The organism is Nitritalea sp. (genome assembly GCF_054166705.1).
The window spans coordinates 266,562-293,519 of record NZ_JBSZCV010000008.1; the positions used below are offsets into that span (position 1 = coordinate 266,562).

The window sequence follows — 26,958 nt, forward strand, 5'->3', positions numbered from 1 at the left end:
TCCTTTCTATTGAAGAGGGGTCCCTTTTTTAGCTCTATAGGCAGGAAAGGGCTTGGGAAAATAGTAGGCAAAGAAGGTGGCAGAACAGGGAAAAGGAGAGAGATCCTTTCCCTTTTTTTTGCGCTTCAGCGCAAAAGGGAAGCCAGCCAGGCCAGGGAAAAGCTCGCCTCCGTGCGCATTCGCTGCTGCTGCTTGGAGAGCTGTCCTTGTAAAAACACCTGTGCATGGAGCCCTTGCATCAGAGCCAGAACCAAAAAGAAAGGCCCATAAAAACTGGGAAAGTAAAACAGCCCACCTACAGCCATAAAGAGACCTAGGGCATGCAGGGCATAAATCCGCTTTTTTAGGATTTCGGCTCCTAGTGGCTGAGCGGCAGAGCTAAAGCCGAATTTGGCATCATCTTCGTGATCTTGGAAGGCCAGCTGGAGTAGATTCGTATAGCTGAGCACCACATAAAGCAGCAGCAAAACACCGAGGGGGAGCCACTCAAAGCTGGAGCGGAAGGCGAGGGATTTAGCTTGGAGGGCATAATAGAGTGGCACCCAAGCGATGCCGGCAACATACAAGATGGCTACGAGTGCCTCTTTCCAATGCGGCAGCTGCTGGGGGGACAGACCGTAAGCCAGGATAAGTGCAAGTACGGCAAGGCTCCCCATGCCAACAGAAAGTAGCAAGTTTACAGGAAGTGTGGTTCCCGTATTGCTTACACTGAGGATGACCAAAAGACCCATCCCGAAACACAATGCCCAGGACAGCGCCCTTTTATGCTGCTGATAAAAGGCCCTGCGACCACTTTTTATCGCATTTTCTTTGGTTTTTCGTGCATCCAGCAGATGGTCGAGCGTATACACACTCCAGACAAAAAGTCCGAGCAAGAGGTAATAAAGAGGGGGAACGGTCACCTCAAGCAGAGCAGAAAAAAAGGCCATGCCTCCTAAGCTCCCCACCACAACATCTAGAGCGAGGAAGGACAGAAGGTGGAGAACTTTACGGAGCAACTTTCCCATAGGGATAGAACAAAAAAGTCACCCGAAGGTGACTTTACTTGTAAATCGGAAGTAAAATTATTTCGATTCAAGTGCATTCGCACCTGCTACGATTTCTAAGATTTCATTTGTGATGGCCGCCTGGCGGGAACGGTTGTACATGAGACGAAGATCTTTAAGAAGTTCGCCTGCGTTTTCGGTCGCCTTATCCATAGCTGTCATACGCGCACCATGCTCGGAGGCATTACTTTCTAAGACCGTTTTAAAGAACTGGATCTTTAAAGCTGCTGGCACCAGCTCCTCGATGATATATTCGCGGGAAGGCTCTAGGATATAGTCCGTTTCGACGGCTTTTGTGTCTTCAGAAGCGATTTGCTCCATTGGGAGAAACTGCTCTGCGATCACCTCTTGCGTGGCTACGTTCTTAAACTGATTGTAAACGATGATCACCTTATCGAAATTTTCATTCACGAAAGACTCCATGGCAAAAGAGGCTGCGCGATTCACATTTTCGAAAGAGACATCAGCAAACACCGTATAAAAGGTATCGATGAGTGTGTGTGGGCCACGTCTAAAGGCATCATAGGCCTTCTTTCCTAGCGGCATGATGCTTACTTCCTGGGCAGCGTAATCCACTAATAGAGATTTGGTAGCCTTTAATACGTTCGTATTAAAAGCACCACAAAGGCCCTTATCCGAGGTGACAGGAACTAAAAGCACACGAGTAACCTCTCTTTTTTGGGCGAAGATCACGTCTGTTTCACCTTCAGAGGAAGCGGTAACATTATTTAAAATGCCCGTAAGCTTCTGAGAGTAGGGACGCATCTGCGTTATTTTATCCTGTGCACGACGCAGTTTTGCTGCTGCCACCATTTTCATTGCTTTGGTGATTTGCTGCGTAGAAACGACAGAATTTATTCGTTCTTTAACTTCCTTTAAATTTGCCATGAGGGATATCGGACAACAAGTAACGTAAGGTGGGGGAGCGTGGCTCCCCCAAAATTATTTATGCGTATTTCGGAGCAAGTTCTTTAGCGGCTTTCTCGAGTAGAGGAGCAGCGACATCGATTTTACCTGCTTTTATCGCGTCTAAGGCCTCGGTGTAACTAGCACTTAGTAGGGTGTAGAATTCTTTTTCGAAGGCTCTGGCCTTTTCTACAGGCACGGTATCCATGAGGCCTTTGGTAGAGGCATAAATGATAGCCACCTGTAATTCTACAGCAACAGGAGAATACTGCGCTTGCTTAAGGATTTCTTGGTTTCTTCTTCCACGCTCGATGGTACGCTTGGTAGAGGCATCGAGGTCGGATCCGAATTTAGAGAAAGCTTCTAGTTCTCTAAACTGCGCTTGATCTAACTTGAGTGTACCAGCTACCTTTTTCATGGATTTAATCTGAGCAGATCCACCTACTCGAGATACCGAGATACCTACGTTGATCGCAGGGCGGATACCTGAGTTGAAGAGGTTCGTCTCTAGGAAGATCTGACCATCCGTGATTGAAATCACGTTTGTCGGGATATAGGCAGAAACGTCAGAAGCTTGCGTCTCGATAATCGGAAGTGCGGTTAAGGAACCTCCCCCTTTCACGAGGTGCTTGATAGACTCAGGAAGGTCATTCATTTCCTGTGCGATCTTGTCGGAAGAGTTGATTTTCGCTGCTCTTTCTAACAATCTAGAGTGTAAGTAGAAAACATCACCGGGATAGGCTTCACGTCCTGGAGGTCTTCTTAGGAGTAGGGAAACTTCACGATAGGCAACAGCTTGCTTGGACAGGTCATCGTAAACGACAAGTGCTGGACGACCAGTATCTCGGAAAAACTCACCAATAGCAGCACCTGTAAATGGCGCGAAAAACTGCATCGGAGCAGGATCAGAGGCAGAAGCTGAGACTACTACGGTGTAAGGAAGCGCTCCTCCCTTTTCGAGAGCAGCTACTACGCCGGCTACGGTAGAAGCTTTTTGGCCGATGGCCACATAAATACAGAATACAGGCTCGCCTTTATCGTAGAATTCTTTCTGGTTCAGGATGGCATCGATCACGACAGCGGTTTTCCCAGTCTGACGGTCACCGATTACAAGTTCACGCTGTCCACGACCGATAGGGATCATGGCATCGATAGACTTGATACCTGTTTGTAATGGCTCATTTACAGGCTGACGATAGATAACACCTGGTGCTTTGCGCTCAAGTGGCATATCGTATAATTCACCCTTTAATGGTCCTTTTCCGTCGATGGGCTGGCCAAGCGTGTTCACCACACGACCTAGCATGCCTTCACCCACGTTTATGGAAGCGATCTGCTTGGTTCTTTTTACAGTATCCCCCTCTTTAACGCCTTTAGAGTCTCCGAAAAGTACCGCACCTACATTATCTTCTTCGAGGTTAAGCACCATCGCTTTCAGACCAGTTTCAAACTCAAGCAATTCACCCGCCTGAGCTTTAGAGAGGCCATAGATACGGGCTACACCATCACCTACTTGGAGTACAGTACCAACTTCTTCCAATTCAGCTTCAGTTCGGGCGCCTGAGAGCTGCTCTCTCAATATAGCCGAAACTTCATCAGGTCTTACTTCTGCCATTATTCTGTATGATTAAATTGTTAATGCTAATTAATATAATTTTTCGTACTGGTTTTGCGTCAGCTGAAGACGTAGGGCTCTCAGTTTTCCGCTTAGCGACTCATCGAGTTGGCGGTCGTTTACACGGAGAATAAAGCCACCGATGATTTCTTTGTCCACAGTTTCGGAAAGCTGCACCTTAGACAAGCCCGAGATTTCTTTCACTGTACTTTCGAAGGCCTTACGAAGGTCATCTGTAAGGGGGAAGGCCGTTGTGACGGAAGCTTCCTGAATACCCTCATGAACATTATACAGTCGTAAAAATTGCTTTAAAATATCCACGGTAAGCGAAGCTCTATTCTTTTCAGCCACAAGTCGGAGAAAATCCACTGTAAGCTTTTGACCGCTAGCACCGAGAATCGCCTGTAAGATCGAAAATTTCTTGTCCGTACTAACTACGGGGCTTTTAAGCACAAAGACCAGTTCTTTATTCGCCTCGCAAGCATTCATAACCCGATTCACATCGGCTTTTACTGCTTCTAAGCTCTTAATTTCAACCGCTAGCTCTAGCAGCGACTTGGCATAGCGCGAGGCTACTCTAAATTCAGACATGAGGCTTAGGGGTTAATTCAATTTCAAATCTTTCACGAAAGTATCTACCAGCGCCTTCTGCTCAGTATCATTTGCTAAAGATTTTCTTAACAATTTCTCTGTAATGTCTAAACTAAGCTGTGCCACCTGGACCTTGACTTCAGTTAATGCTGCTTTTTTCTCTGTTTCAATAACCGCTTTAGCATCTTCTATAATGCGTGTGGCCTGCGTAGACGCTTGATTTTTGGCTTCTTCAAGCATCTTGGTAGCCGCCTCATTGGCAGACTTTAATATCGCATCACGTTCAGCGCGCGCTTCTTGGAGTAAGCGCTCATTTTCGGACTTTAAATTAGCCATTTCGGCCTTTGCTGCTTCAGCAGCACTTAATGCCTGCTCGATCGTAGACTCGCGCTCTTCTAGGGCTGCTAAAATCGGCTTCCATGCGAACTTCGCTAAAATGAATAGCAAAGCTAGAAAACCGAGAAGCTGCCAAATAATTAAACCGGAACTAGGGGTTATTAAATCCATGAGTATATCGCTGTATAAATACTAAAATTCAATGAAAAGAGGAGGGCAGCCTAACGCTACCCTCCGGATTCTTTTGTTCTTAGAACTCGAGGCCACCTGCGTTAAGCGCAATAAGTAGGGTTACTACTACTGCGAACAGGGAAACTACCTCGATAAGTGCTGCAATGATAAGCATGGCAGTCTGGATCTTACCAGCAGCCTCAGGCTGACGAGCAATAGATTCCATGGCCTGACCACCAATTCTACCGATACCCATACCTGCGCCAATCGCGATGATACCAGCACCGATGCCAGCTCCTAAAAGGGCTAGACCTGCAGACAACAATAATGAAGTTAACATACGTGTTATAGTTATAAATTGAACAAAGAAATTTCTTTAGAAAAAGAATTAGTGGTGTTCATGCTCCGCTACAGCAGAGCCGATGTACATGGCCGTAAACAGCGTGAACACATAGGCTTGGATCGTAGCTACCAATAATTCGATAATATTTAAGAAAGTCACCATTAGGGTACTTACCACTCCGATCGCATACGACTCGAACATAAAGACTAATGCAATGAAAGCCAAAATTACAATGTGACCCGCCGTAATCGCCACAAAAAGACGTACCATTAACGCGAATGGCTTCGTGAATAAGCCTAAAATCTCTACAGGTACGATCACAAATAAAATAGGGAAGGGTACTCCAGGAGTGGCGAAAACGTGCTTCCAATACTCCTTGTTGCCATTTACATTCACCACCACGAAAGTAAGCATGGCTAACGTAAAGGTTACCGCGATATTTCCTGTTAGGTTAGCAGCACCCGGTAATAGACCGAGGAGGTTTCCGAACCAGATAAAAAAGAATAAAGTAAGCAGGTAAGGAACGAATTTCATGTACCCGGGTCCGATAGATTTCTTTGCGATTTCATCGCGAACGAAAATGACGATCGGCTCGATAAAGGAAGCCACTCCTTTAGGCGCTTTCACCCCATTTTTCTTGTAGTAGGAAGAAGAGCTTAAAAGAATCGCTAACAGCACGACAAGCACCAGAAAGAGCATCATTACATTTTTCGAAATGGATAGATCGACAAAAGACGCACCGTCTTCGCGAAATAAATGCTCATGGTCATCGATGTAATACCCCTCATGGGCAAACTCTTTACCGAATTTATGCGTAACAGGATCTTGAAAGTCAGAAGAAGAAAATACCTTAAGCCCATGGTCTTTCGCGTAAACGATTACCGGTAAGGGAAGCGTAAGATGCTTCTCACCAAAAGTAGCAAAATGCCACTCGTAGGAATCCATAATGTGGTGCATGATGAAGCTTGTCTTATCCTCTTCATCAGATGCGGCGGCTACCTGGGGAACTGTAGCGAGGAAAAATGCTGACAGTAAGAAACTTAGGTAAAGAAATTTACGGAACATCAAATTGTTTTTTAGAACCTACCTTGAATGCGGCCGCAAATTAGCTATTAAGGAGTGAATATCAAATATTAAGTACAACAAATAAATAAGGAAGAAATTGACTACAAACCATAACACGTCATTTATGTTTGTAAATAGCATGTAACTAATAAACGCCAAGCTCCCTAAAACCCGAATTACTGTCAAGCCTAAAAGCATACTCGTAGTATTTTCTCCTGCAAAAAGGCCTTTTCTCACCATCACAATCCTTGTAATCCCTACAAATAAGGTGAAGAACAGAAGAATATTCCAAACTTGAGGATGTACCCAAGGAGCCCCTAGATATTTTTGCAAAATAGCTATAGTAAGCCCTAATATCCCACTGATGCCGATCAGACGCAACCAAAACGATGCCATTACTTCCTCTAAATTTTAAGTAAACTACATTTATTTATCGTCATTTTTCATCGATAGGAAAAGTTGGTAAAAAGCCAGTCCAATCGATAAAAATAAAAAAAGCAGCAGCCAAACGGGAAACTGCATGGAAGAGCGCTGCTGCAGGTACCAGCCGAGCCAGGTGCCCCCCCCTATAATGCCAAAAAGCTGAAAAGAAAGGCCTATGTACTTTACATAGGCCGGTACATTTTTACCTGACTTGGGTGCATCCTTCATACGCTTAAGCGACTGTAGCTCTATCGTGCTTCTCGACCACGCGGGCAGCACTCTGTTTCGGGGCACTACCCATCTGACACTTCCCATCAAAATGAGCTCCATTTTCTACTACCAACTTTTCGGTGATGATGTCACCAGAAATGTGCGCACTTTTCTGTAGGAGCAGCAATCCATAGCAGGTCACCATACCTTCTACCTTGCCTGCGATCTCTAATTCGGAGGCGAAAATTTCTCCCTTTACACGAGCAGAATCTCCCAATACAATTTTACTTTTAGATTCTAAGCGCCCCTCAAAATTCCCTTCGATACGAATATTCCCCTGACTGGTAATATTTCCCACTATCGTCGTTTCCTTTGAAATAACATTACTGGAAGTGACCAGTTGGGTCGTCGCCTTTTTATCCTCTTGCTTATTACTCGTGAACATATTGTATGGATTTTAATCGAACTTTATAAACTCTTGCGGATTTACTGGACTTCCGCGATACCATAATTCAAAATGCAAATGCTCTCCCGAGCTGAGCTCACCCGTGCCGCCTATGATCGCGATGGGCTCTCCGGCAGTCACGGCATCTCCAATTTTTTTCAATAATACTGAATTATGCTTGTAAAAGGAAATCAAATCCCCATCATGCTGAACTCCAATGACATAACCGGTATCTAAAGTCCAGCTGGCGAAGATAACACGCCCACCTGTCACTGCTTTTACAGGCTCATTTTCTTTGCTTAATATGTCTACCCCGAAATGCTGCTGCCCTGGATTAAAGGCACTGATGACCATGCCGCGCAGGGGCGCAAAGAAATAGGTTTCTCCTCCGGGGGTGCGGATACCTTCTACTCGATCCGTGTAGGGACCTATCCCTTCCCGAAATTCTGCGATAATCGCTTCCGTGTCAGCATTTTTCTCAAACAAATCAACTTCTCTGCGCTGCGGCGCAGCATCGCCCCCCTTCCTTTCTTCTGCCTCTTGTTCCTCCCCTCCCGGGTCCTGACCGACTATTATTTGCCGAAGGCCACCTATAAACCGATCCTTTCTATCCACTTCCACCAAAAGAGAATCTACCGTCAGGCTCAGCTCACGCAGCATGAGGGCATTTTCTGTCTCCAAAAATCGGGGATCAGCCCAGCGTTTCAAAAAGGTATTCGCTCCTACAAGTCCCAAAATAAAAAACACCACAAATGCCACGAAAAGAAGTACCGCGCCACTGGCCTTACTTACCGAAAAAGAACGGATAACCGAGAAATCGATCTCCCGACGAATGACGATGATGAATTTTTTATTTACCCATTCTTGGGCTTTTTGCTTTATACTCAAGGCTACACGTAATTTTTATACTATTTTCAAGCAAGCAGGCGTTTACCTTTTAGAGTAATTCCCGTTATTTGCTTCTAGATTTTTATGAAACAGTGCCCTAGCCCTATATTACTCTTCTTCTCGAGCTGTCTCATCGGCCTTGCATTCGGCATGGGCGCCTGTTCATCGGAGCGCAATACGTTTACGAACCGCCTTTATCACAATACAACGGCACGCTTCAACGCTTATTTTTTAGCAGATAGCAAAATTAAGGAATTAGAGCAAATAATCGCTACCTCTCATCAAGAGGATTACACGACGGTGCTTCCTATCTTTTATCCTATTGACAGCGCCATCGTAGAGGAGCATGATGCTTTACTGGAAGAAGCGCGCAAGCTATCCTCCAAGGCCATCGACTGGCACCGCATCAGTAAGTGGGTGGATGACAGCTACTTACTATTAGGCATCGTAGACTACTACCGTGCCGATTTCGATGATGCTATTAACACCTTCAAGTACATCAATGTCACCAGTAAGGATGATGCCCTGCGCCATAGAGCGCTCATTCAGCTACTGCGCGCCTTTATCGATTTAGACTATTTCGAAGACGCCACTTTCGTGATCGACTACCTCTCAAAAGAAGGGCCTATCTCCGACGACAATCGCTTTTTACTCTATAAGACGCTGGCCTATTACTACGATAAACGAAACGATTTAAACGGTAAAATCGGTGCACTCGACCAGGCTGTCGCCTTAGCGAGTGATAAGAAAGAAAAGTCTCGCCTTCATTTTATTTTGGCCCAACTTTATGAACAGGCCGGCATAGAATCTTTGGCCTACTCTTTTTATAGGGAGGCACAGAAGGGGAATCCCCCCTATGAGCGGTACTTTTTCGCTCAACTTTACGCCCAAAAAGTCGCCGATATTAACCGAAACAAAGATTTTCAGAAAATCAGAAGTTATTACGATGAGCTCTTTGAGAACAGTAAAAACGTCGAGTTTAGAGATGTCATTCTTTACGAGAGAGCCCTTTTTGAGCTTAAGCAGGACGACTTAGACCTGGCACGTTCCCTTTTGCGCCGTGGCGCTGCCGAACCAGGAAAAAATAAGGTCACAAAGGGTTATATCTATGATAAGCTGGGCTCGCTGGCCTTCGAGGTAGATCAAGACTACCGCGCAGCCAGTTATTACTATGATTCTGCGCTACTTCATTTTCGTAAAGGGGACGCGCCCGTGGCGCAAATTAATGCACGCCATGCGATTTTACACCCCTATGTAACCTATTACGAAACGGTGCAGGAAAACGACAGTCTGCTTCGTCTGGCTACGCTCAGCCGAAAGGAGCAGGAGGCTTTCGTGGATAAATTCATCGCAGCGGAGGAGGAACGCCTGATTCGGGAGGCTGAACGTAAGGTGACGCCTAAAAGTAGCAGCGTATTTGACAATTTACTGGCTTTCGGTGGTGGTCGGGGCGGAGGTGCGAACACCTTTTATTTTGAAAATCCTGTAGCGATGCAGCAGGGTGCTATCGAGTTTAATCGTGTTTGGGGAGTTCGGCCTATCCAGGATAACTGGCGCAGAAGTGCAGCCCAGAGCTTCGGCGGAGAGGAAGAGCCCACTCCACGTGCATCCACGACAGAAAAGGAAACCGAACCCGGACCTTTAGCTAACTTGCCCGATAGGGGCGCCTTGTTGGACGCCATCCCAAACAGCCCACGTGCACAGCAGCGACTAAAGGCAGATTTAGAAGATGCCCTCTTCGAATTAGGCAAGTTGTTGCATTTTAGCTTTAAAGCCTACGCTGCATCTATCGAAAACCTAGAAAAACTATTACAAGAATTTCCAGAAACCAGTAAACGACCAGAGGCCTATTACACGCTGCATCTAGCCCATCAAGCGCTGGGAAAACCCGCTGACTATCAGGCTCGTCTTAATGCCGATTTTCCGCGTTCACCCTTCACCTTCTCTGTTAATAACCCGAATCAACCGACGGGCAACTTGGCCTATATAGCGTCCTCTAGGTTATATGACCAGGCCTACACCGCCTATCAGGAGCGCGCTTATGAGGAGTCTAAGCGACTCGTTACGGAGGCTTTAGAGCAGTATCCGCTGACGCGCAATACGGACCGCTTGGTGCTCTTAGATATCATGCTGAGCGGCAAGCTAGAAAGTGAAGGTATGTATCAGTATAAGCTAGAAAAATTTATAGGAGAAAATGAGAATCAGGACCTAGTAAATTTGGCAAGGAAAATGCTGCGTGCGCTGATAGGTGATCCCGAAGAGCCGGAGGAGCGCGTTGCGGAAGCTTTGCCGCAGGCAAAAGAACCAGAGGATAAGCCAGATACTGCTGCCGTAGCGGAGGCCGATAAGGAAGTGGTTTACAAAGAAAATTTAAAGCAAACCCATATCTTTGTGCTGGCTTTAGGTGCAGAACAAGGGGATGTAAAGGGCTTACTAGCCGAACTAGAAGAGTTTAATCGCCTCTATTTCGAGGCTTCTAGGCTAAGGAGTGGGAATATGAGCTTAACTTCTGATCAGGTAATCGTGCTCATTAGTCCTTTTAACAATGCGGCTACGGGGCTTGAATACTATGATAGGCTGAAGGAGTTCCAGGAAAACTCGTCTTTCTTAACGAAGGAGGAGCTGGCGAATAGCTTTATCATCTCGCTGGAAAATTTCCAGCAGCTGAACCGCAGAAAAGATTTAAATGAATATTTACGCTTTTATAAACGTGCCTACAGCTTTTAAGGGCTAGGACTGTGTTATGACGAAGAAATTAATTATCGGAATTTGGATAGGCTTTACAGCGCTACTGCTCGGAATCGTTTTGTTTATTTGGGCGGTGAGTGCAGATTTCTTGGGTCTTTTCGGCCCCTTGCCGGATTTTAAGACCTTAGAGAACCCGCGCAGTGAGATCGCTTCGGAGCTTTACTCTTCGGATGGTGTTTTGCTGGGCAGCTACTTTCGTGAAAATAGAAGTCCAGTAGCTTATAACGATCTTTCGCCGAATTTAGTGAATGCGCTGATCGCGACAGAGGATGTACGCTTCGAAAAACATTCTGGAATCGATTTTCAGAGTATGGGCAGGGTTTTATTTAAATCGCTCATCCTGCGTCAAGGCGCCGGTGGTGGAAGTACGCTTAGCCAGCAGACAGCGAAAAACTTGTTTAAAACGCGACGCTCGGTAAATGAAAGTCCTTTAAACAGGGTTCCAGGACTTCGCATGCTGATCATTAAGACGAAGGAATGGATCGTGGCCGCCAAATTAGAGCGAGCGTACACCAAAAACGAGATTTTAACGATGTATTTGAATACTTCGGAATTTGGGAGTAATGCCTATGGCATCAAGACAGCGGCTAAAACCTTTTTTAACAAAGCCCCTAATGAGTTAAACATTGAGGAGTCTGCTACTCTTGTAGGTTTGTTCAAGGCTCCAAGTTATTACAGCCCCATTTATAATCCAGAGAACTCCTTGCGGCGAAGGAATACGGTTTTAGCACAGATGCATAAATATGGATACTTAGAAAGGGGGCTTTATGACTCTTTACGCACCTTGCCTATAACCTTGGATTATGCAGTAGAAAGTCAAAACATGGGAGTGGCTACTTATTTTAGGGAAATCGTCAAGGCCGATTTAATTCGATGGGCTCGGGAAACCCTGAAAGCGGACGGAACACCTTATGACTTATTCGGAGACGGCTTACGTATTTACACGACGGTGGACTCTCGACTGCAGCGCTATGCGGAGGAAGCTGTAACGGAACACATGGCGGAATTACAAAAAGCCTTTATGAAAGAAAATGCGGGTAGGGAACCGTGGATCGATAGCAATGGCAAAGTCATTCCTGGTTTTATCGAAAATGCGGTAAAACGTACGGATGCCTATCGAAACTTGACCAATCGCTTTAAAGATCGTCCAGATTCAGTAGACTATTATCTCAATCAGAAGAAGCGCATGCGTGTGTTTTCTTGGGACGGGGAATTAGACACCCTCATGAGTACGATGGACTCTTTACGCCATTATAAGCGCTACCTACAAACGGGCTTTATGTCTTTGGACCCCAAGTCTGGACATATAAAGGCTTGGGTGGGTGGCATCAACTACAAGCATTTTAAATTTGATCATGTGAAGCAAAGTAGGCGGCAGCCTGGCTCGACCTTTAAGCCTTTTGTTTATGCGGCAGCCATAGAGAATGGTTACAGTCCCTGCTATGCTGTAGTCGATCAGCCGGTGGAAATTACCACACCGGGACAGGAGCCTTGGAGGCCAAAAAATGCCGACGGAAAGTTTTCCTATGAAAAAATGACGATAAGAGCGGCCATGGCACAATCCATCAATACGGTTACTGCCTTTATGATGAAGAAGTTGGGACCGAAGGTAGTGGTAGAGACGGCTCGCCGCTTAGGTGTAGAAAGTCCCCTGGATGAGGTACCTGCTTTATCTTTAGGGACATCTGATGTTTCTGTTTACGAGATGGTCGGTGCTTTCGGGACTTTTTTAAATAAAGGAGAACACATCACCCCTTTTTACATCGACCGAATCGAAGATAAAAATGGAAATATCATCCAGCAGTTTACGCCAAGGAAGCGCTCAGCGATGAGTGAGGAGCATGCCTATCTGATGGTGCACATGCTGAAAGGAGGTTTTGAAGAACGTCAGGGGACAAGCCAGGGGGTGCCTTTTGCGCTACGCGAAAATAACGAGCTGGCTGGCAAAACGGGGACTACACAAAACGCCTCTGATGGTTGGTATATCGGCATGAGCCGAGACTTAGTCAGCGGGGCATGGGTAGGGGGTGACGACCGTGCTATCCACTTTAGAAGTTGGATCTCAGGACAGGGGGGTAGAACAGCCCGACCGATTTGGGTCAAATACATGACGAAGGTATATGATGACCCTACCTTAGGCTATACGAAAGGTCCATTCCCGAGGCCAGAGCGGCCACTCAGCGTGGAGATAGACTGTGAGGTTTACGAGCGTGAAAGTAGTCGTTTCCGAGATTTTGATTACGATTACAGGCAGAACGATTATTAACCGAAAAAGAAAAACAGTCTCTCTACCAGACTGTTTTTTTATGCATACAGAATCTATTTATGAGAGCGACATCTTATACGCCCGATGCTTATGGAGAGCTGCCGGATGCTCCGGGAGTATACCAGTACTATAATGAAGAAGGTGACCTCATTTATGTAGGCAAAGCCAAAAGTTTGAAAAAACGGGTGAGCAGTTACTTTTCGAAAACGGTGGGTATGGCCTATAAGACCAAACGCATGGTGAAAGAAATTCGCAAGATCGAAATCATGCTGGTGGACACGGAACTGGACGCGCTTTTACTCGAAAACAACTTAATAAAAAAGTTTCAACCGAAGTATAACATCCTCCTGAAAGACGACAAAACCTATCCTTACATCGTTATCACACAGGAACACTTTCCTCGTATTTTCCCGACGCGTAAACGCTTTAAAAATGCAGGCACCTATTTTGGGCCTTTTGCTAGTGTAAAGGCTATGCATAACGTCTTAGGCTTAATACGAAGTCTATTTAATGTTAGGACTTGCAAGTTAGACTTACATCCTGCGAAGATTAGCGAACAGAAATACAAGGTCTGTTTAGAATATCATATAGGGAACTGCTTAGGCCCATGTGAGGCCTTACAGGGAGAGCCTGATTATTTGAAGGACATCGAACAAGCTAAAAACATTTTAAAGGGAAATTTAGGCGTCGCCAAAGCCTACTTCAAAACGAGAATGCAGGAAGCCGCCGAGGCATTGGCCTTTGAGCGTGCGCAGCGCTATAAAGATAAACTGAACCTCTTAGAAAAATACCAGGCGAAATCCATGCTGGTCAATCCTGCAATAAAGGATGTGGATGTCTTTACTTTAGTAACAGATGAGCGGATTGCCTTCGTTAACTTCTTGAAGGTAATCAATGGGGCTGTGGTGATCACGAAAACCGTGGAGTTAAAAAAACGGCTAGAAGAAAGCGACCAGGAGCTCATTTTAACCGCTATTATCCGACTTCGTGAGCAGTTTAACAGCACTGCCGAAGAAATCATCACGAACGTAGTTTTCGACGAGCCCATAGAGGGTTTAACCATCACCCATCCGAAAATCGGTGATAAAATGCGCTTGATCGAACTCTCCTTAAAGAATGCGAAGTATTCGAAACAAGAAAAAGCGCTCCAAACGGGCGAGCAGCATGACAAAAAGCACCGCGTATTACACCAACTCAAACAGGATCTATCACTAAAGGAATTACCGCTACATATTGAATGCTTCGATAATTCTAACATTCAAGGGAACTACCCTGTGGCCAGTATGGTATGCTTTAAAGAAGGAAAACCTGCCAAAAAAGAATATCGACATTACCATATTAAAACGGTTATCGGAGCGAATGATTTTGCCAGTATGACAGAGGTGGTAGGAAGACGCTATAAACACCTGGTAGAGGAAGACCTACCCCTCCCCCAACTAATCGTTATAGATGGAGGGAAAGGCCAGCTGTCGTCAGCAGTAGAGGCCTTAAAAGAGCTGGATTTATATGGTAAAATCCCTATCATTGGCATTGCGAAACGACTAGAGGAAATATATTTTCCCGAAGACCAGTATCCTCTCTATATCGATAAAAAATCACCTGCCCTGCAGCTCATACAGCGTCTGCGTGATGAAGCACACCGCTTTGCGATTACCTTTCACAGAAATATACGGAGTAAACAGAGCTTGGGAACCCAGCTCCATCAGGTCCAGGGTTTCGGACCTGCTACTGCAGAAAAGCTATTAAAAGAGTTTAAAAGTATCAAAAAGATTAAAGAAGCAGCTAGTAGCGAATGGGAAAAAGTGGTAGGAAAACGAAAAGCAGAACTTCTCGCAGAAGCCATAAAAAAAGGAGAACTCTAGGTTCTCCTTTTTTTTGTAGTATCTAAACAGACGATGTGATTACCACTCCCACAGTCCATTTTCGAACTCTAACAAACGATACTCGAAATCGAGTGCTTCTATATACGCTTGAAAATCAGGGTTCGGGTGATTCACGGGTATCAAGTCAGCGATAAGTGCCTCATCCGGATTCGTAAAACGCCTTATAACGGAACGAAACATTCTTAAGTCAAATGCTTGATCATAGGTAAGGTGTTTACTGGTATTGGCATAATTATACCAAACAGCGTCTTCACGATCACTAAAATACTCATAGAAATCCTTAAATCGAATAAAGCCAATCGTCTTCTGACCTGCATTCGCATTCGTCTGCGAAGGCATGACTAACTCGATGTATTTGATATCAAAGCGCACTTGCGAATGATGCTTATCAAAGATAAAATCCTCTTTAAAATCCAAGTAATAAAGATTTTTAACGAAGATAGAATCTCCCGCAGCATTTACCCAAAATCTTTCCTGAAACTCTGAAATAGAGAGCGGACGTTTAAACTCATCATCAGCAAAAATCTCTAGCGCATTCTCTTCTACGATGGCCTTGTAAATATTGTTGATGACGCCATTTCTTCTGGAATCCCCTGAGCCAAACCAAGAAAGATTGAACTTTTCTCGAAGGTCTATTCTCCTCCAGATTTCCACCTGATACATTTTATCATCTTCCCGAATAGATTTCGCGGAGAATAAGGTATCCACACGAAACTTACGATCTCCATACCCTGAGGGACTCACACTCGTAGCCCGCTGGGCAAAAGCCGTAGCGCAGAACATGATAAAAAGAACTCCAAAAGCAATACTATACTTTACCTGTGCCATAGCTGTGCAGTTTAATTTATAGGTAAACGAATAAGTGCATTCTGACTAGACTTGATCTTGTTTCCTCGGAAATTAGTACGTGTTACCTCAGTAACGCGAATAACCAAGTCATCTCCCTGTCTAGCAGATTCTAATAACGAACGAACCGCAACATTAGTACCTGAAATAGGCACAGAACCACGAGGTACCTCATTACGAATCAAGATAACCTCACCTCCTGTCACCTCAAAGTTCGCATCACGCGCCATCGTACGACCAAAAGTCGGCTCGGAGATCGCTTCCACACGTAGCGTAGTCGGACCTGGAGAAGGGTAGGCCTTGCTAATATCGATGGGGCCTCTTCCATCACTGATCCTAACAGTCGGATCAGGAACAGGTACGATTTCATAATCTACATTGCCAATCTTATTACCACCGCTGCTAACTCCGATGACTACTTTACCGCTATTCCCAGGGACAATTGTTACCTGCCCCGGGCGCGTACCCTTGATAGCCGTACCATTAGACACGCTAAATTCAGGCGCATAGGAATTACCTAAGGCAGGAACATCAATAATTAAATCATTCGCACACTCAGCATACAAGCGGTTTACCACCTCTGATTGTACACGAATGACAGGCTGAGCGACAAAATACTCATAATCCACAGTCAGAACAGAATCTTTTCCAGCGATATTCACAGTGATCTCACCTTTCAGAGTTCTCTTAGCTAGGCCGCGATCATCATAATCACTTGCTGGCGCTACTGGGAACTCGATTTGGCCAAAGCCATCGATTACCTCTACCTCTTTACCATCCACTACCATTTTAGGCTGAACAGATGAAGACGAAGACGCGATAAAGAGATTTCCTTCAAATTTAGTACCTGCAGCGACCACGTTAGAATTAGCGGCGACACTTGCTTTAAAGACATCCGACTTGAAATAAAAGCTACCTATTGAATTCGAAATGAGTGATAAAGCTTCGCTTTCGATATTTAGCACCTCATTCTGAAACTGTGAAATAGTAGCCAAGACGGCGCCCACAGGAGATTTTACAAAATTAAGATTGACGAAATCCTTGATTCTCGCCTCTCTGTCATTTTTAAACAACTCAATATCTTTAGCGTCTCTGGCAATATCTCCAAATGATACGCCATCAATACCCAGTTTACCTAGAATACGCTCCACTTCTTGCGGAAAGGCATTCAGCTTTTCCTGCATTTCATACCCTTTTCGCTGGTTATTAAAGATAAAACCAGGAACCTCCACATTTTTCAGTGAGGCATTCTTAAAATTCCCTTGCTCATCTTTGACATTTGCTTCTGAAATTACCTCATTTTTAAGATCATCTAAATACTTAGTAAGCTCAGCGCTTAGTGCACGTAATTCGCGAGCGGCTTCCACTTTAGGTAAATCCTGTTCATTATTCCCCTGCTGTTCCACAGTACCAGCAATGGTCGAAACCAAAAACTGGTTTTTCTGGATATAATTTCGGGACGTACGTTCTAAGCTATCGTTTATTAAGACAAACTTTTGAAGGATCTGATTACTTACCTGTAGCGCTAACAGTGCTGTTAACACCAGATACATCATCCCGATCATCCGTTGTCTTGGGGTTTCTTTTCCTCCGGCCATTATATGCTTCTCTTAAAAAAACGTGTTTTTTAACCTTTCATGGCAGTTAACATGCTACCATATACCTTATTTAGAGCACCGACGTTCTGATTGAGTTTCGCTAGCTCTGTTTTAAATGCTTGAGTTTCTTTACCAGCTTCCGTAATCCCCTCCATGGCCGTGGACATGTTTGCATAAAACTTATTCAAGGTTTTTAGATGACTGTTGGCATCCTGAAGCTCTAATTCATAGACATTATTCAAGGCCGAAAGATTTTTAGTTACCTGTACCACTTGTCCGTGATAGGCTTTTGCGTCAGTAGAAGCAGAGGATAGTTCATTTAACGCTTCTGCTGTTTTTCCATAAGATGCATTAATCGTCACTAAGGACTGCGAAGCCTTTTTCACATTATCAGCATATTCAGTCGTCGCTACAGCGGCGTCAGAAATCTGACCCATTTTTTCGGCAGATGTGGCTAAATTCTTAATTCCTTTGTTTAAACTTTCGAAAAGCTCTGGACCGATCTTAGCATCCTCTAGAAGCTTGTCCACTTTTTGTGTAAGCGGGTCTCCAGAAACCAAACCAGTAGCGGTCTTAGCGCGGGGCGGTACTGGCGAGCCATCCGCGAGTTCAGGATAAACTTTTGACCAATCGACTTCTTCTTGTTTTGGTTCGAACGCCGAGAAGGCAAAAATTATGGCCTCTGTGGTTAAACCCACACCAATCATCAGGTTAGCTCCTTGCCAGTCTAAGATCTTAAACATGGCACCTAAAATAACGACGGACGCGCCTAGACCGTAGATTTTAGGCATCCAGTCTGCATAAAATTTGTACTTAAAAGAAGTTTTGTCAGTTTTCATGTGAAATAATTTGGGGTGCTTTTTTGTGTTGCGTTGAGTTTAACGTTGTCTTCTTCTATTTCCGGAACCAGAATCCATAGAACCAGAGCGACCGATAAAAGTCATGGCCGTTCTGAATCCAATATGAGCTGCCTTCACATCTTGATATTCGTAGGTACGTGTACTCGTTTCAAGATAATGTGCGATATCTTTCCAGGAACCTCCACGGATAATTTTTCTAGGTTCATTCGGATCTTTATAAACAGGATCTAAGTCCCACGTCAAAGAGCCAGAAATGGGGTTGTATGCATCCATCACCCATTCGGCCACGTTGCCAGACATATTATACAAGCCATATCCATTCGGGCTAAAAACATCTACAGGAGCCGTGTAGGCAAAGCCATCGTCAATGTAGTTTCCTCTTCCAGGCTTAAAGTTTGCCATTAAGCAACCTCTTTTATTCTTTAGATAGGGACCACCCCAAGGGTATTTCGCGATCTCTTTTCCCCCACGTGCAGCATATTCCCACTCTGCTTCAGAAGGAAGACGGAAGCTGGGGAAATCGTAATCAGAGCGATTATTCGCATTTAAGTGGTAGGTTCTCCATAAGGCATAAAGCTGCGCTTGATCCCAGCTTATACCCACTACAGGATAGTTATCGAAAGCAGGGTGATCAAAATAAAACTCCATCAAAGGATCCCCATAATGATAAGAAAAGCTAGAAGACCAAACGGTGGTGTCAGGTAAAATATCATTCAGGGCGATAACAGGAGGGTCTTTCAGCGTGGTCGGCGTCCCATAGGCAAACTCCCCATCGCGAACTGCTTCGATGAACTGACGGTATTTATTATTAGACACCTCATACTTATCCATATAAAAAGCAGATATCGTCACCTGGCGATTCATAACCGTATGCGAGCGGGCGACATCTTCATCCGCCTGTCCCATCCAGAACGTCCCCGCCGGAATGGCAACCATGTCCATCGGGAGCGGCTGTTGCCAGTTGGCACGCTTCGGAACCCCGGTAACTTCACCTCTTCTATTGTCCTTTTCATTCGATGAACCTCTGCTTCCAAACAGGCTACAGGCCTGAAAGGAGAAGGCAAACACTAGAAGTAGTGCTAGAGGAGCGTATCGTTTAGTTATTGCAGAAAACATATTTACCTATCGTTTTAGCTGTATCTTCGCTTCTAAAAGCTCGAAATATAGACCTTATTTACTTAAATATCCAAAGACTAAATCATTAATTAATACCTAAATCTAGGTGTCCGCTGTATAACACGCTGAACTTCTCGTCGTGCCTGCGGCAAATTATAAGTTACCATGAACTCATGGGAGGTGGGAGCCTTCGCTTCTAAACCACCAAAAACCAAATCAAACGCATACCCAACTCGAAGCGCATTATTCGGTAACAGGCTGTAGCCCAGTAATACAGAAACACCTTCCTGACCTCTGAATGCCAAACCGCCACTAATTGTTCGATTATGTGTCGCAATAACGCTGACATCATACGAAAAATTATTGAAGCCAACGGTTTTAATCAAAAAGCTCGGCTCAAATTCCCACATGGCTAAACTACGAATTCTATATCCTGCCGTCAAATACGAATGATTACGTAGTGGGTTTTCTGCACCATCACCAAAATTAAAAGCGGGCTGATTCACATGACGGCTACTGATACCTACGTAATAATCACGAGTATCATACACAATACCGGCGCCAATATTAAAATTTATTTGTGTCTCTCTTCCTGCATCCGGCAGCACTAAATCAGGATTTACCGGATCGAGCTCCCCAAAACGAATCGTACTCGCGAATGCCCCACTACTTAAGCCCATGCTCAGCACACCCCTACGGATTCGTCTATGGTATGCCACAGAAAGGTTAAGCTCCTGATTTATCGTGGGACCGATATCATCGTTCACTATGTTTAGGCCAAAGCCTAAGTTGTACTTGTCCAAACGCCCATTAGCTGTAATCAACTGCGTATTCGGGGGATTTCCCGTACCTGTGTAATTAAACCACTGCGAGCGATGGAGTGCTGAAAACACATAACCCGACTCTTGTCCTGCGAAAGCCGGGTTATAAAAGGTTTTATTAAACATGTACTGCGTAAACTGAGGATCCTGCTGAGAAAATCCCTCCTGTAACACGCAGCTAAATAGGGCGAGCCATGCTAAAAAGAATCTATAAAAAAGGGGCTGTTTAAACATGCTGAAGGAAGTTTCTGGAAATCCATTTCAATTAACACATATTTAAACTGAAATCCACGCCAAAAGATTATAAATTATTTGCTTTTTTTATGTAGAGCTCTAACGCTCCCGTCATGCTCGGTGCATTCGGCATCGGCGCCTCAATATCCAAAATCAAGCCCTGTTCGCGTACCTCTTTGGCCGTAGTAGGCCCAAAAGCTGCTATACGCGTGTTATTTTGCTCAAAATCAGGAAAGTTGTGCACCAGTGACTTAATCCCTGAAGGACTAAAAAAAGCTAAAATATCATACTTTATGTCACGAAGATCAGATAAATCTGCAGCTACAGTATGGTAAATAATCGCCTCTGTAATAGAAATATTATACTTTTCCATATAATCAGGGATCTCCGCCTTACGGATATCCGAACATGGGAAAAGATACTTTTCGTTTTTATGCTTTTTAAAATAATCGAATAAGTCCGCCGCCGTACGCTGTCCTACGAATAGTTTACGCTTACGAATAACGATGTACTTCTGCAGGTAGTGAGCAGTCTGCTCAGAAATACAAAAGTACTTCATGTCCGCTGGCATCTCCACCTTTAACTCTTTACAAATCGTAAAGAAATGATCGATCGCATTTCTACTTGTAAAAATAATCGCTGTATGCTTTAAAATCTCGATTTTCTGCTTCCGAAACTCCCGAATAGGTAACGGCTCCACTTGAATGAACGGGCGGAAATCAATCTTTAACTTATACTTTTCTGCTAGCTGGAAGTAAGGTGAATTCACATCAGCAGGCTTAGGCTGTGATACTAAAATGCTCTTTACAGGTTGTAAACGATCCTTCGTAGATACACTCATTTTTTAGCTTTTCCGTCTTTGGTTTAAGGCTATGATTCAACCGATTAGTAACTTGGCTACAATCAAAGCTGGAATAAGTTCCGCGCTGCAAAGGTAAGCAATTATATGGTATTTTTTAAATGTGCCCACGTTTATCATTTGGAAGCCCAATGAAATGACGCCAAGGCCATAGAAGCCAAGAAATGCCCAAAAAGCATCTCCCTTACCCATGAATGCAAAGTCACTGCGAGGAACTAAACCCGTGTAGCCCGAAGCCATCAGAAAAATACCTAGAAAAAGTAAAACCCTAAGCAGATAAAAAAAATGATTGAATTCCATTTGGCCTAGGCCAAAAATAAAGGAAAGCAAACGCAATAGAAAAAACTTAGCCACACTAAAGCCAAACAATAAGGAGGTAGTAAAAAAGAAAACAGGCCAAAAATCGCTAAACACCAGCATCAGACGTGCGCCGAATTCCTCGTGAAAAAAAGTGATCCCCATCAGTCCCAGGGCAATTACAGAATTAAAAAGCCATAAAAACAGTAAAATGTCCCAAGATAAAAACTTTTGTACCCGCTGATTCTCCGCAAAGCCTTCGCCGGACCACAAACGCTGCACGCTAAAAAAATAGCCAAATAGACCCGGGGAACCTACCCTATAAATACCTAAAAAAAACAAAAGCAGCAGCATCGCCAGCACATAATTATCCTGAAAACGCAACTTCTCTAGGTCCCTTTGCCGCGAGGCGTACACCAAACCCTCTACCCGAACTTCCGCCTCAGAAGAGGCGAACGAGCTTACCTGGCGAAAAGCAGGTACCTGAACACTCCCACTGCAGAAAATGCGCAATTGCTGCGCCTCCAGAGAGGGGAACTGTTTCCAAAGCGTCGCGTATTGGCCACGAATAAGCGTGTCAGAGACGGCTTGAAACCAAAATTTATCGCCGATGAATACCTGTGCACCCTGCCCGACCTCAAGCTCAAAATACGCATAGGGGAAGGAGGCTTGAGAAAATGTGGTGCTATACACATGCGAAAAACCCGCATGCCGAAAAGCAGAAAGTGGCTGGTGGTCAAAAGAAAACTCCCGCAGTAGCTGCCCCTGGACGGAGCCAAGGCTTAACCAACAAAAAATAAAAAATACACAAGCACGCATACCGACACCGAATGAATATTACAGCACAAAAGTGAAAATTATCCGAATAGCGAACAAATGCTTACCTTTGAAATTTAAATTATAGCGCTTTGGCAGGAATCTACCTTCACATACCCTTCTGTAAACAGGCATGTCACTACTGTGACTTCCACTTCAGCACCAAGCTTGACCTCCAGAAACCTATGGTGGAGGCGATGCGGCAGGAATTAGCGCTGCGCAAAGGCTTTTTCCCTGCGGACGCCACCGTGGAGACGCTCTATTTCGGGGGAGGAACCCCTAGCCTGCTAGCACCCGAGGAGGTGGCCAGCTTAATAGAGGCGGCGGCCACCCATTTCCCGCTACGTCTTAAAGAGATTACCTTAGAAGCGAATCCAGACGACCTAAGTCTAGAAAAGGCACAGAAGCTCCGCGCTGCCGGCATTAACAGGCTTAGCATTGGCATTCAGACTTTTGACGCCTCACTTCTCAAGCATTTTAACCGCGCACACACTGCCTCAGAGGCAGAAAAGGCCGTCTGGAATGCTGTAGAAGCAGGCTTCGATAACATTACCATCGACCTGATGTACGGTGCCCGATCGCTGAGCCCAGAGCTTTGGGAGGAACAGCTGGAGCGCGCCGTCCACCTGCCTGTACAGCACATCTCTGCCTACAGCCTGACGGTAGAGCCAAAAACGGTTTTTGCCCATAGGGAAAAAAAGGGGGATGCCCTTACTTTAGAAGAAGATGCGCAGGCGAAGCAGTTTGAACATATGCAGGATCGACTAAAAAAAGCTGGTTTCATCCAGTATGAGGTTGCTAGCTTCGGTAGGCCTGGCTTTTTTAGCCAGCATAATAGCAACTACTGGAAAGGACTCCCCTACTTAGGTATCGGCCCAGGTGCACATGGTTTCGATGGTGCAAAACGATACAGTAATATGCGCCACAACCCACGCTACATAAAAGCCTTGCGGGAAGGCAGCCCCTTTTCCGAGGACGAGACACTTAGCCCCGAAGAGGTCCTTAATGAGCGGGTGCTTACCGGGTTACGTACCATCTGGGGGATTTCCTGCAGTGAACTGGAAAGCTTACAGCCAAACTGGAGGCAGCGGCACGCGAAGACGCTCCTCTGGCTACGCCAAAATGGCTATCTAGAGGAAAATGAAGAACGGATATGGCTGACGCCAAAAGGTTTTATGCTGGCAGATAGCATTGCTTGCCAACTCTTTACCTAAGACAACCTATAGCGCGAAGCACCTGGTCTCCCGCGGCCTTTTGGATTTACAAACCGCTTCCCTTACCTTTAACAGACATGAAAAAAAGTGGATTTGAATATTATAAGCGCAAGCGCGAGGTAGCTCCCCTAGAAGAAGCCTTTAAGGATCTACTAAGAGCATATCGCTTGGAACGCAAGTTCGAAGAAAAGCAGCTGACGCAGGCTTGGCAAGAGATCGTAGGTACCACGGTGGCTAGCAGAACCTCCGCCCTTTATGTAAAGGAGGCTACACTTTTCGCTAAAATCGAATCAGGACCACTAAAAAAAGAGCTCAACATGGCCAAGTCGAAGGTGCTAGCCAGAATTCAGGCGCAGTTCGGTGAGGCCCTTATTAAAGAGATTCTTTTTTATTAAAAATCAGGAGCCATCCGGCGAGAGGGCTCTCGTCGGATGGCTCCTTTTTATTAAGAGTTACTGATTAAGGGTTAGCAAAAACACGACGTAAAATCGCCGTGGTTCGCGCCGCCGGGTCGGCTCGAATCGCCGCTTCCTCTTGGGCCACTAACTGAAACAAACCATCCACAGCCCGCTGCGTGACATAGGCGTTAATATCGGGATCAATCTTGCGCGTGGTCAGTGGAATCGCATTGTAAGCAGTCGCTATCTCTCCATAAAAACGTGTGGCCCCCACCTCATTTAACGCTTCCTCCATATGCGGCTGAAAACGTGCGATTAACTCCGCCTCTGTCGTACGACGTAAAAACTGTGTAGCGGCATCTTGGTCGCCACGTAAAAGGGCGAATGCATCTTGAATCGTAAGCTGGCGAATGGCCGAAATAAAGATAGGCTTAGCCTCCTGAGCGGCACGCTCAGCCCCTCGATTAATGGAAAGCAGTGCCCGATCTACTTCAGCACCGAGTCCGATTTGGCGTAGTGTGCTTTCCACCCTACGCGCATCTTCAGGGAGTAAAATGCGAATCAATTCATTTTGCCAAAAGCCATCTTGCACGCTCGCTCGATCGGCCCCCTTACTAATCCCCTGAATAAGCGCCTCTTTTAGGCCCGTATTCACTTCGCCTTCCGTCAGCGGAGCAGTGCCTGACATTTCTTTCATAAAACGCTTCAGGTCAGAAGAGCTACATGCTGCGAGCAAAAGACAAAAAATAACCAATTGTAAAGACCGAGCTGTACGGGTGAGTGATCGTTGTATCATATTAAAATTTTAATGGTATCTATTAATTTTATTATCGTACTGACGTAAATCAAACGTGATTGCTTATTTTTGTTCACAGAAGACCCTATGAACGACCTCCGCCGTGTAAATATCACAAAAGTTAGCTTTTTCACCGCCATAATTGCATGGCTAATTTTGCTGTTCGTTGATATTACCCGCTTATTTAACAACCTAAATCAGCTCGAGGGCCGCACAGCCTCTGAATTTACGTATATATTAGAGGTGCTGTTTTTTATTATGGTCTATCTTTTTTACCAGAAAAAGATAGAAGAGCACGAACAAAAAGACTTTCTTGAGCTGATTTGGCGGGGCACCTGGACAGGGCTCGTGGCATTAGGGACCTCATTAGCCATTAGCTTATTTTATTATTTATTAGGTGACAGCCGTTTAGGGAATGATCCCCTACTCGCAAACTTTTTTTATCACGTGAACTTTGCGCTCATGGCGCTTTTTCTGGTATCCTGCGCACTTCTCTTTAAACATCTCATTCTGTATCAAAGATCTAAAAAGACTGTCAAACAGTGGCAGGTTTTTGAGGTCGCCATGCTGAGTAGCATGTTTTTGTCGCTACTGAATAAAAATAGCTTCGATTACACCTTTTTACTCGGCCTTGTATTCCTTGTCGTTCTGGGCACCAGCTTGGCCCTTAACCTAAAATGGATTCCCTACCTCACCTTTAAGGAAAAACTAAAAGCCCTGCTTTTCTTTTTTACCATCCAGCTCGCTACCGCCTACCTATTCATTCAGCTACTTAACTATTCAGACAGTTACTTTATAGAGGTAAATCTGACGGATAATCTTTTTTTAATCGCCCTATTCTTTTTTGTATTTATCTACGCGTTGATCAGCTTTTTGGTCACCCTTTTTAACCTCCCGACCAGTTCTGTCTTCGAGCAGAAACTAACAGAGGCCATGAGTTTTCAGCGTCTTAGCCAGTCGATTAAGCCGGGAGAAAATGAGGAGCAGGTGCTAGACATTCTTTTGGACTCCTGTATGTCAGCGGCATACGTAGACGGAGCCTGGCTGGAGCTCCTGACGGAGCAAAAAGTCAGCACTACCAGTCAGCGTCGTTTTATTTCTAAACAGGAGCAAATCGAGCTTGAAACGCTAATCGAATCCACCAAGCCCTTTAACACTTTTGACTGGAAAGCAGACGAAAAAAACGCTCTGTTTAATGGGCGGATCGCGCATTCTAAATTTCAGTCAGCTGTCATGATGCCACTATTCGTTAATGGTGAACTTATCGGGCGCATGTTTTTAGTGAAAGAGGTCAAAGACGGTTTTAATAAGGAGATGCTGGACATCCTGAGGACTTTCGTCGGACAAGCTTGTATCTCTGTCGAAAACTACCGACTGCTAAACGAAGCGATAAAAAATGAGCGCTACCGGGAGGAGCTTAAAATTGCGCAGCGCGTACAGCGTAGTTTGTTACCACGCACCCTTCACTCGGACGCGACCTTTCAGATTTCTGGCTTTTCGGAAGCAGCAAATGAAGTGGGAGGTGATTATTACGAGACCTTCCCTTTGAGCGAAGCTCAATATGCCATCATGATGGGGGACGTCTCGGGGAAAGGCACTTCTGCAGCCTTTAATATGTCACAGATGAAAGGGGTCTTTCATAGTCTGGTGCTCGATCACCCAGAACCAGAGGCCTTTATTAAGAAAGCGAACCGTGCGCTTAGCAAATGCTTAGAGCGGAATCACTTCATTACAGCGATCTACATGCTGGTCGATACGCAGCAGAAAAGTATCCGCTATTCGCGCGCAGGTCACTGCCCTATTCTCTACTACCGACATGCCACAGCAGGTGCCGACTATCTCGCTAGTGAGGGCATGGGCTTAGGCATCCTCAGGAACCAAGGCTACGAGCGTTATGTGCACCTAAATGAGCTTAACTGGAACTCCGGGGACATTTTAGTACTTTTTACCGATGGCATTATAGAAGCGAAAAATGAGCAGCAGGAGGAATTCGGCTATAAGCGACTAAAGGAGGCCCTTAACCTGCATGCGGAGAAAAGTGCGCAGGAAATTCAAGAGTCCATCAAGCAGGATGTGTATCGCTTCATCGGTAAACAGCATTACATGGACGATGACTACACCATGCTCGTATTAAAATTTAATTAGAAAAACCCTGCGTTTTATTACG

General features: G+C 45.1%; 24 protein-coding genes. 6 read left to right on the plus strand and 18 right to left on the minus strand.

The genetic code is table 11. The features are described 5' to 3' along the window. Positions 1 to 125: 125 nt before the first annotated feature. From ACXIT9_RS05100 to ACXIT9_RS05145, 10 genes are all read right to left on the minus strand, one after another. Positions 126 to 1,007, minus strand: a complete 882-nt coding sequence (locus ACXIT9_RS05100) for a hypothetical protein (protein WP_458055147.1) — start codon at positions 1,005 to 1,007, stop codon at positions 126 to 128. A gap of 57 nt (positions 1,008 to 1,064) precedes the next feature. Beyond that, a complete protein-coding gene (gene atpG, locus ACXIT9_RS05105; protein WP_458055148.1) occupies positions 1,065 to 1,934 on the minus strand; it encodes an ATP synthase F1 subunit gamma in 870 nt (289 codons plus the stop codon). Positions 1,935 to 1,992: 58 nt separating this feature from the next. Further along, positions 1,993 to 3,567, minus strand: coding sequence for a F0F1 ATP synthase subunit alpha (gene atpA, locus ACXIT9_RS05110; protein WP_458055149.1), 1,575 nt, complete (start codon positions 3,565 to 3,567; stop codon positions 1,993 to 1,995). Positions 3,568 to 3,597: 30 nt separating this feature from the next. Next, complete coding sequence (gene atpH / locus ACXIT9_RS05115) at positions 3,598 to 4,158, minus strand: ATP synthase F1 subunit delta (protein WP_458055150.1); 561 nt, start codon at positions 4,156 to 4,158, stop codon at positions 3,598 to 3,600. 12 nt (positions 4,159 to 4,170) lie between these two features. Beyond that, a complete protein-coding gene (locus ACXIT9_RS05120; RefSeq protein ID WP_458055151.1) occupies positions 4,171 to 4,665 on the minus strand; it encodes a F0F1 ATP synthase subunit B in 495 nt (164 codons plus the stop codon). A gap of 79 nt (positions 4,666 to 4,744) precedes the next feature. Beyond that, a complete protein-coding gene (gene atpE / locus ACXIT9_RS05125) occupies positions 4,745 to 5,005 on the minus strand; it encodes an ATP synthase F0 subunit C (protein ID WP_009056133.1) in 261 nt (86 codons plus the stop codon). Positions 5,006 to 5,053: 48 nt separating this feature from the next. Continuing rightward, positions 5,054 to 6,073, minus strand: a complete 1,020-nt coding sequence (gene atpB, locus ACXIT9_RS05130) for a F0F1 ATP synthase subunit A (protein WP_458055152.1) — start codon at positions 6,071 to 6,073, stop codon at positions 5,054 to 5,056. Between the two features lie 426 nt (positions 6,074 to 6,499). After that, on the minus strand, positions 6,500 to 6,724 hold the full coding sequence (locus tag ACXIT9_RS05135) for an AtpZ/AtpI family protein (RefSeq protein WP_458055153.1): 225 nt from the start codon (positions 6,722 to 6,724) through the stop codon (positions 6,500 to 6,502). Between the two features lie 4 nt (positions 6,725 to 6,728). Then, on the minus strand, positions 6,729 to 7,151 hold the full coding sequence (locus ACXIT9_RS05140; protein ID WP_458055154.1) for a bactofilin family protein: 423 nt from the start codon (positions 7,149 to 7,151) through the stop codon (positions 6,729 to 6,731). A gap of 12 nt (positions 7,152 to 7,163) precedes the next feature. After that, on the minus strand, positions 7,164 to 8,039 hold the full coding sequence (locus ACXIT9_RS05145; RefSeq protein ID WP_458055155.1) for a murein hydrolase activator EnvC family protein: 876 nt from the start codon (positions 8,037 to 8,039) through the stop codon (positions 7,164 to 7,166). A gap of 84 nt (positions 8,040 to 8,123) precedes the next feature. Between ACXIT9_RS05145 and porW the strand changes: the two genes are divergently transcribed. From porW to uvrC, 3 genes are read left to right on the plus strand one after another with little or no spacing between them, the layout of a single operon-like run. After that, a complete protein-coding gene (porW, locus tag ACXIT9_RS05150) occupies positions 8,124 to 10,766 on the plus strand; it encodes a type IX secretion system periplasmic lipoprotein PorW/SprE (RefSeq protein WP_458055156.1) in 2,643 nt (880 codons plus the stop codon). A 16-nt stretch (positions 10,767 to 10,782) separates the two neighbouring features. Next, on the plus strand, positions 10,783 to 13,053 hold the full coding sequence (locus ACXIT9_RS05155) for a penicillin-binding protein 1A (RefSeq protein ID WP_458055157.1): 2,271 nt from the start codon (positions 10,783 to 10,785) through the stop codon (positions 13,051 to 13,053). Positions 13,054 to 13,112: 59 nt separating this feature from the next. Next, the gene (uvrC, locus tag ACXIT9_RS05160; RefSeq protein WP_458055158.1) at positions 13,113 to 14,915 is read left to right on the plus strand and encodes an excinuclease ABC subunit UvrC; all 1,803 of its coding nucleotides are present in this window, start codon (positions 13,113 to 13,115) and stop codon (positions 14,913 to 14,915) included. 39 nt (positions 14,916 to 14,954) lie between these two features. Here uvrC and porN read toward each other — a convergent pair whose 3' ends face one another. The 7 genes from porN to ACXIT9_RS05195 all read right to left on the minus strand — a co-directional run bounded on the left by porN (position 14,955) and on the right by ACXIT9_RS05195 (position 22,386). After that, positions 14,955 to 15,764, minus strand: a complete 810-nt coding sequence (gene porN, locus ACXIT9_RS05165) for a type IX secretion system ring subunit PorN/GldN (protein WP_458055159.1) — start codon at positions 15,762 to 15,764, stop codon at positions 14,955 to 14,957. Between the two features lie 11 nt (positions 15,765 to 15,775). Further along, positions 15,776 to 17,380, minus strand: coding sequence for a type IX secretion system motor protein PorM/GldM (gene porM, locus ACXIT9_RS05170; RefSeq protein WP_458055160.1), 1,605 nt, complete (start codon positions 17,378 to 17,380; stop codon positions 15,776 to 15,778). Positions 17,381 to 17,409: 29 nt separating this feature from the next. Further along, a complete protein-coding gene (gene porL / locus ACXIT9_RS05175; protein WP_458055161.1) occupies positions 17,410 to 18,219 on the minus strand; it encodes a type IX secretion system motor protein PorL/GldL in 810 nt (269 codons plus the stop codon). Between the two features lie 39 nt (positions 18,220 to 18,258). After that, positions 18,259 to 19,356, minus strand: a complete 1,098-nt coding sequence (gene porK / locus ACXIT9_RS05180) for a T9SS ring complex lipoprotein PorK/GldK (RefSeq protein ID WP_458055162.1) — start codon at positions 19,354 to 19,356, stop codon at positions 18,259 to 18,261. 89 nt (positions 19,357 to 19,445) lie between these two features. Further along, complete coding sequence (locus ACXIT9_RS05185; protein WP_458055163.1) at positions 19,446 to 20,411, minus strand: PorP/SprF family type IX secretion system membrane protein; 966 nt, start codon at positions 20,409 to 20,411, stop codon at positions 19,446 to 19,448. Between the two features lie 67 nt (positions 20,412 to 20,478). After that, positions 20,479 to 21,252, minus strand: a complete 774-nt coding sequence (locus ACXIT9_RS05190) for a uroporphyrinogen-III synthase (protein ID WP_458055164.1) — start codon at positions 21,250 to 21,252, stop codon at positions 20,479 to 20,481. Between the two features lie 36 nt (positions 21,253 to 21,288). Beyond that, complete coding sequence (locus ACXIT9_RS05195) at positions 21,289 to 22,386, minus strand: DUF4271 domain-containing protein (protein ID WP_458055165.1); 1,098 nt, start codon at positions 22,384 to 22,386, stop codon at positions 21,289 to 21,291. A gap of 89 nt (positions 22,387 to 22,475) precedes the next feature. On the opposite strand from ACXIT9_RS05195, the gene hemW reads away from it, so the two are divergent. Together hemW and ACXIT9_RS05205 are read left to right on the plus strand one after the other, a co-directional pair. Then, the gene (gene hemW / locus ACXIT9_RS05200; RefSeq protein ID WP_458055166.1) at positions 22,476 to 23,597 is read left to right on the plus strand and encodes a radical SAM family heme chaperone HemW; all 1,122 of its coding nucleotides are present in this window, start codon (positions 22,476 to 22,478) and stop codon (positions 23,595 to 23,597) included. A gap of 77 nt (positions 23,598 to 23,674) precedes the next feature. After that, on the plus strand, positions 23,675 to 23,992 hold the full coding sequence (locus tag ACXIT9_RS05205; protein ID WP_458055167.1) for a DUF721 domain-containing protein: 318 nt from the start codon (positions 23,675 to 23,677) through the stop codon (positions 23,990 to 23,992). 64 nt (positions 23,993 to 24,056) lie between these two features. Here ACXIT9_RS05205 and ACXIT9_RS05210 read toward each other — a convergent pair whose 3' ends face one another. Then, positions 24,057 to 24,791 carry a DUF4197 domain-containing protein gene (locus tag ACXIT9_RS05210; protein WP_458055168.1) on the minus strand — a complete coding sequence of 245 codons (735 nt, stop codon included), beginning with the start codon at positions 24,789 to 24,791 and terminating at the stop codon, positions 24,057 to 24,059. Positions 24,792 to 24,878: 87 nt separating this feature from the next. Here ACXIT9_RS05210 and ACXIT9_RS05215 point away from each other — a divergent pair, with 87 nt between their 5' ends. Next, a complete protein-coding gene (locus ACXIT9_RS05215; protein WP_458055169.1) occupies positions 24,879 to 26,936 on the plus strand; it encodes a GAF domain-containing SpoIIE family protein phosphatase in 2,058 nt (685 codons plus the stop codon). The last annotated feature ends 22 nt before the right edge of the window (positions 26,937 to 26,958 follow it).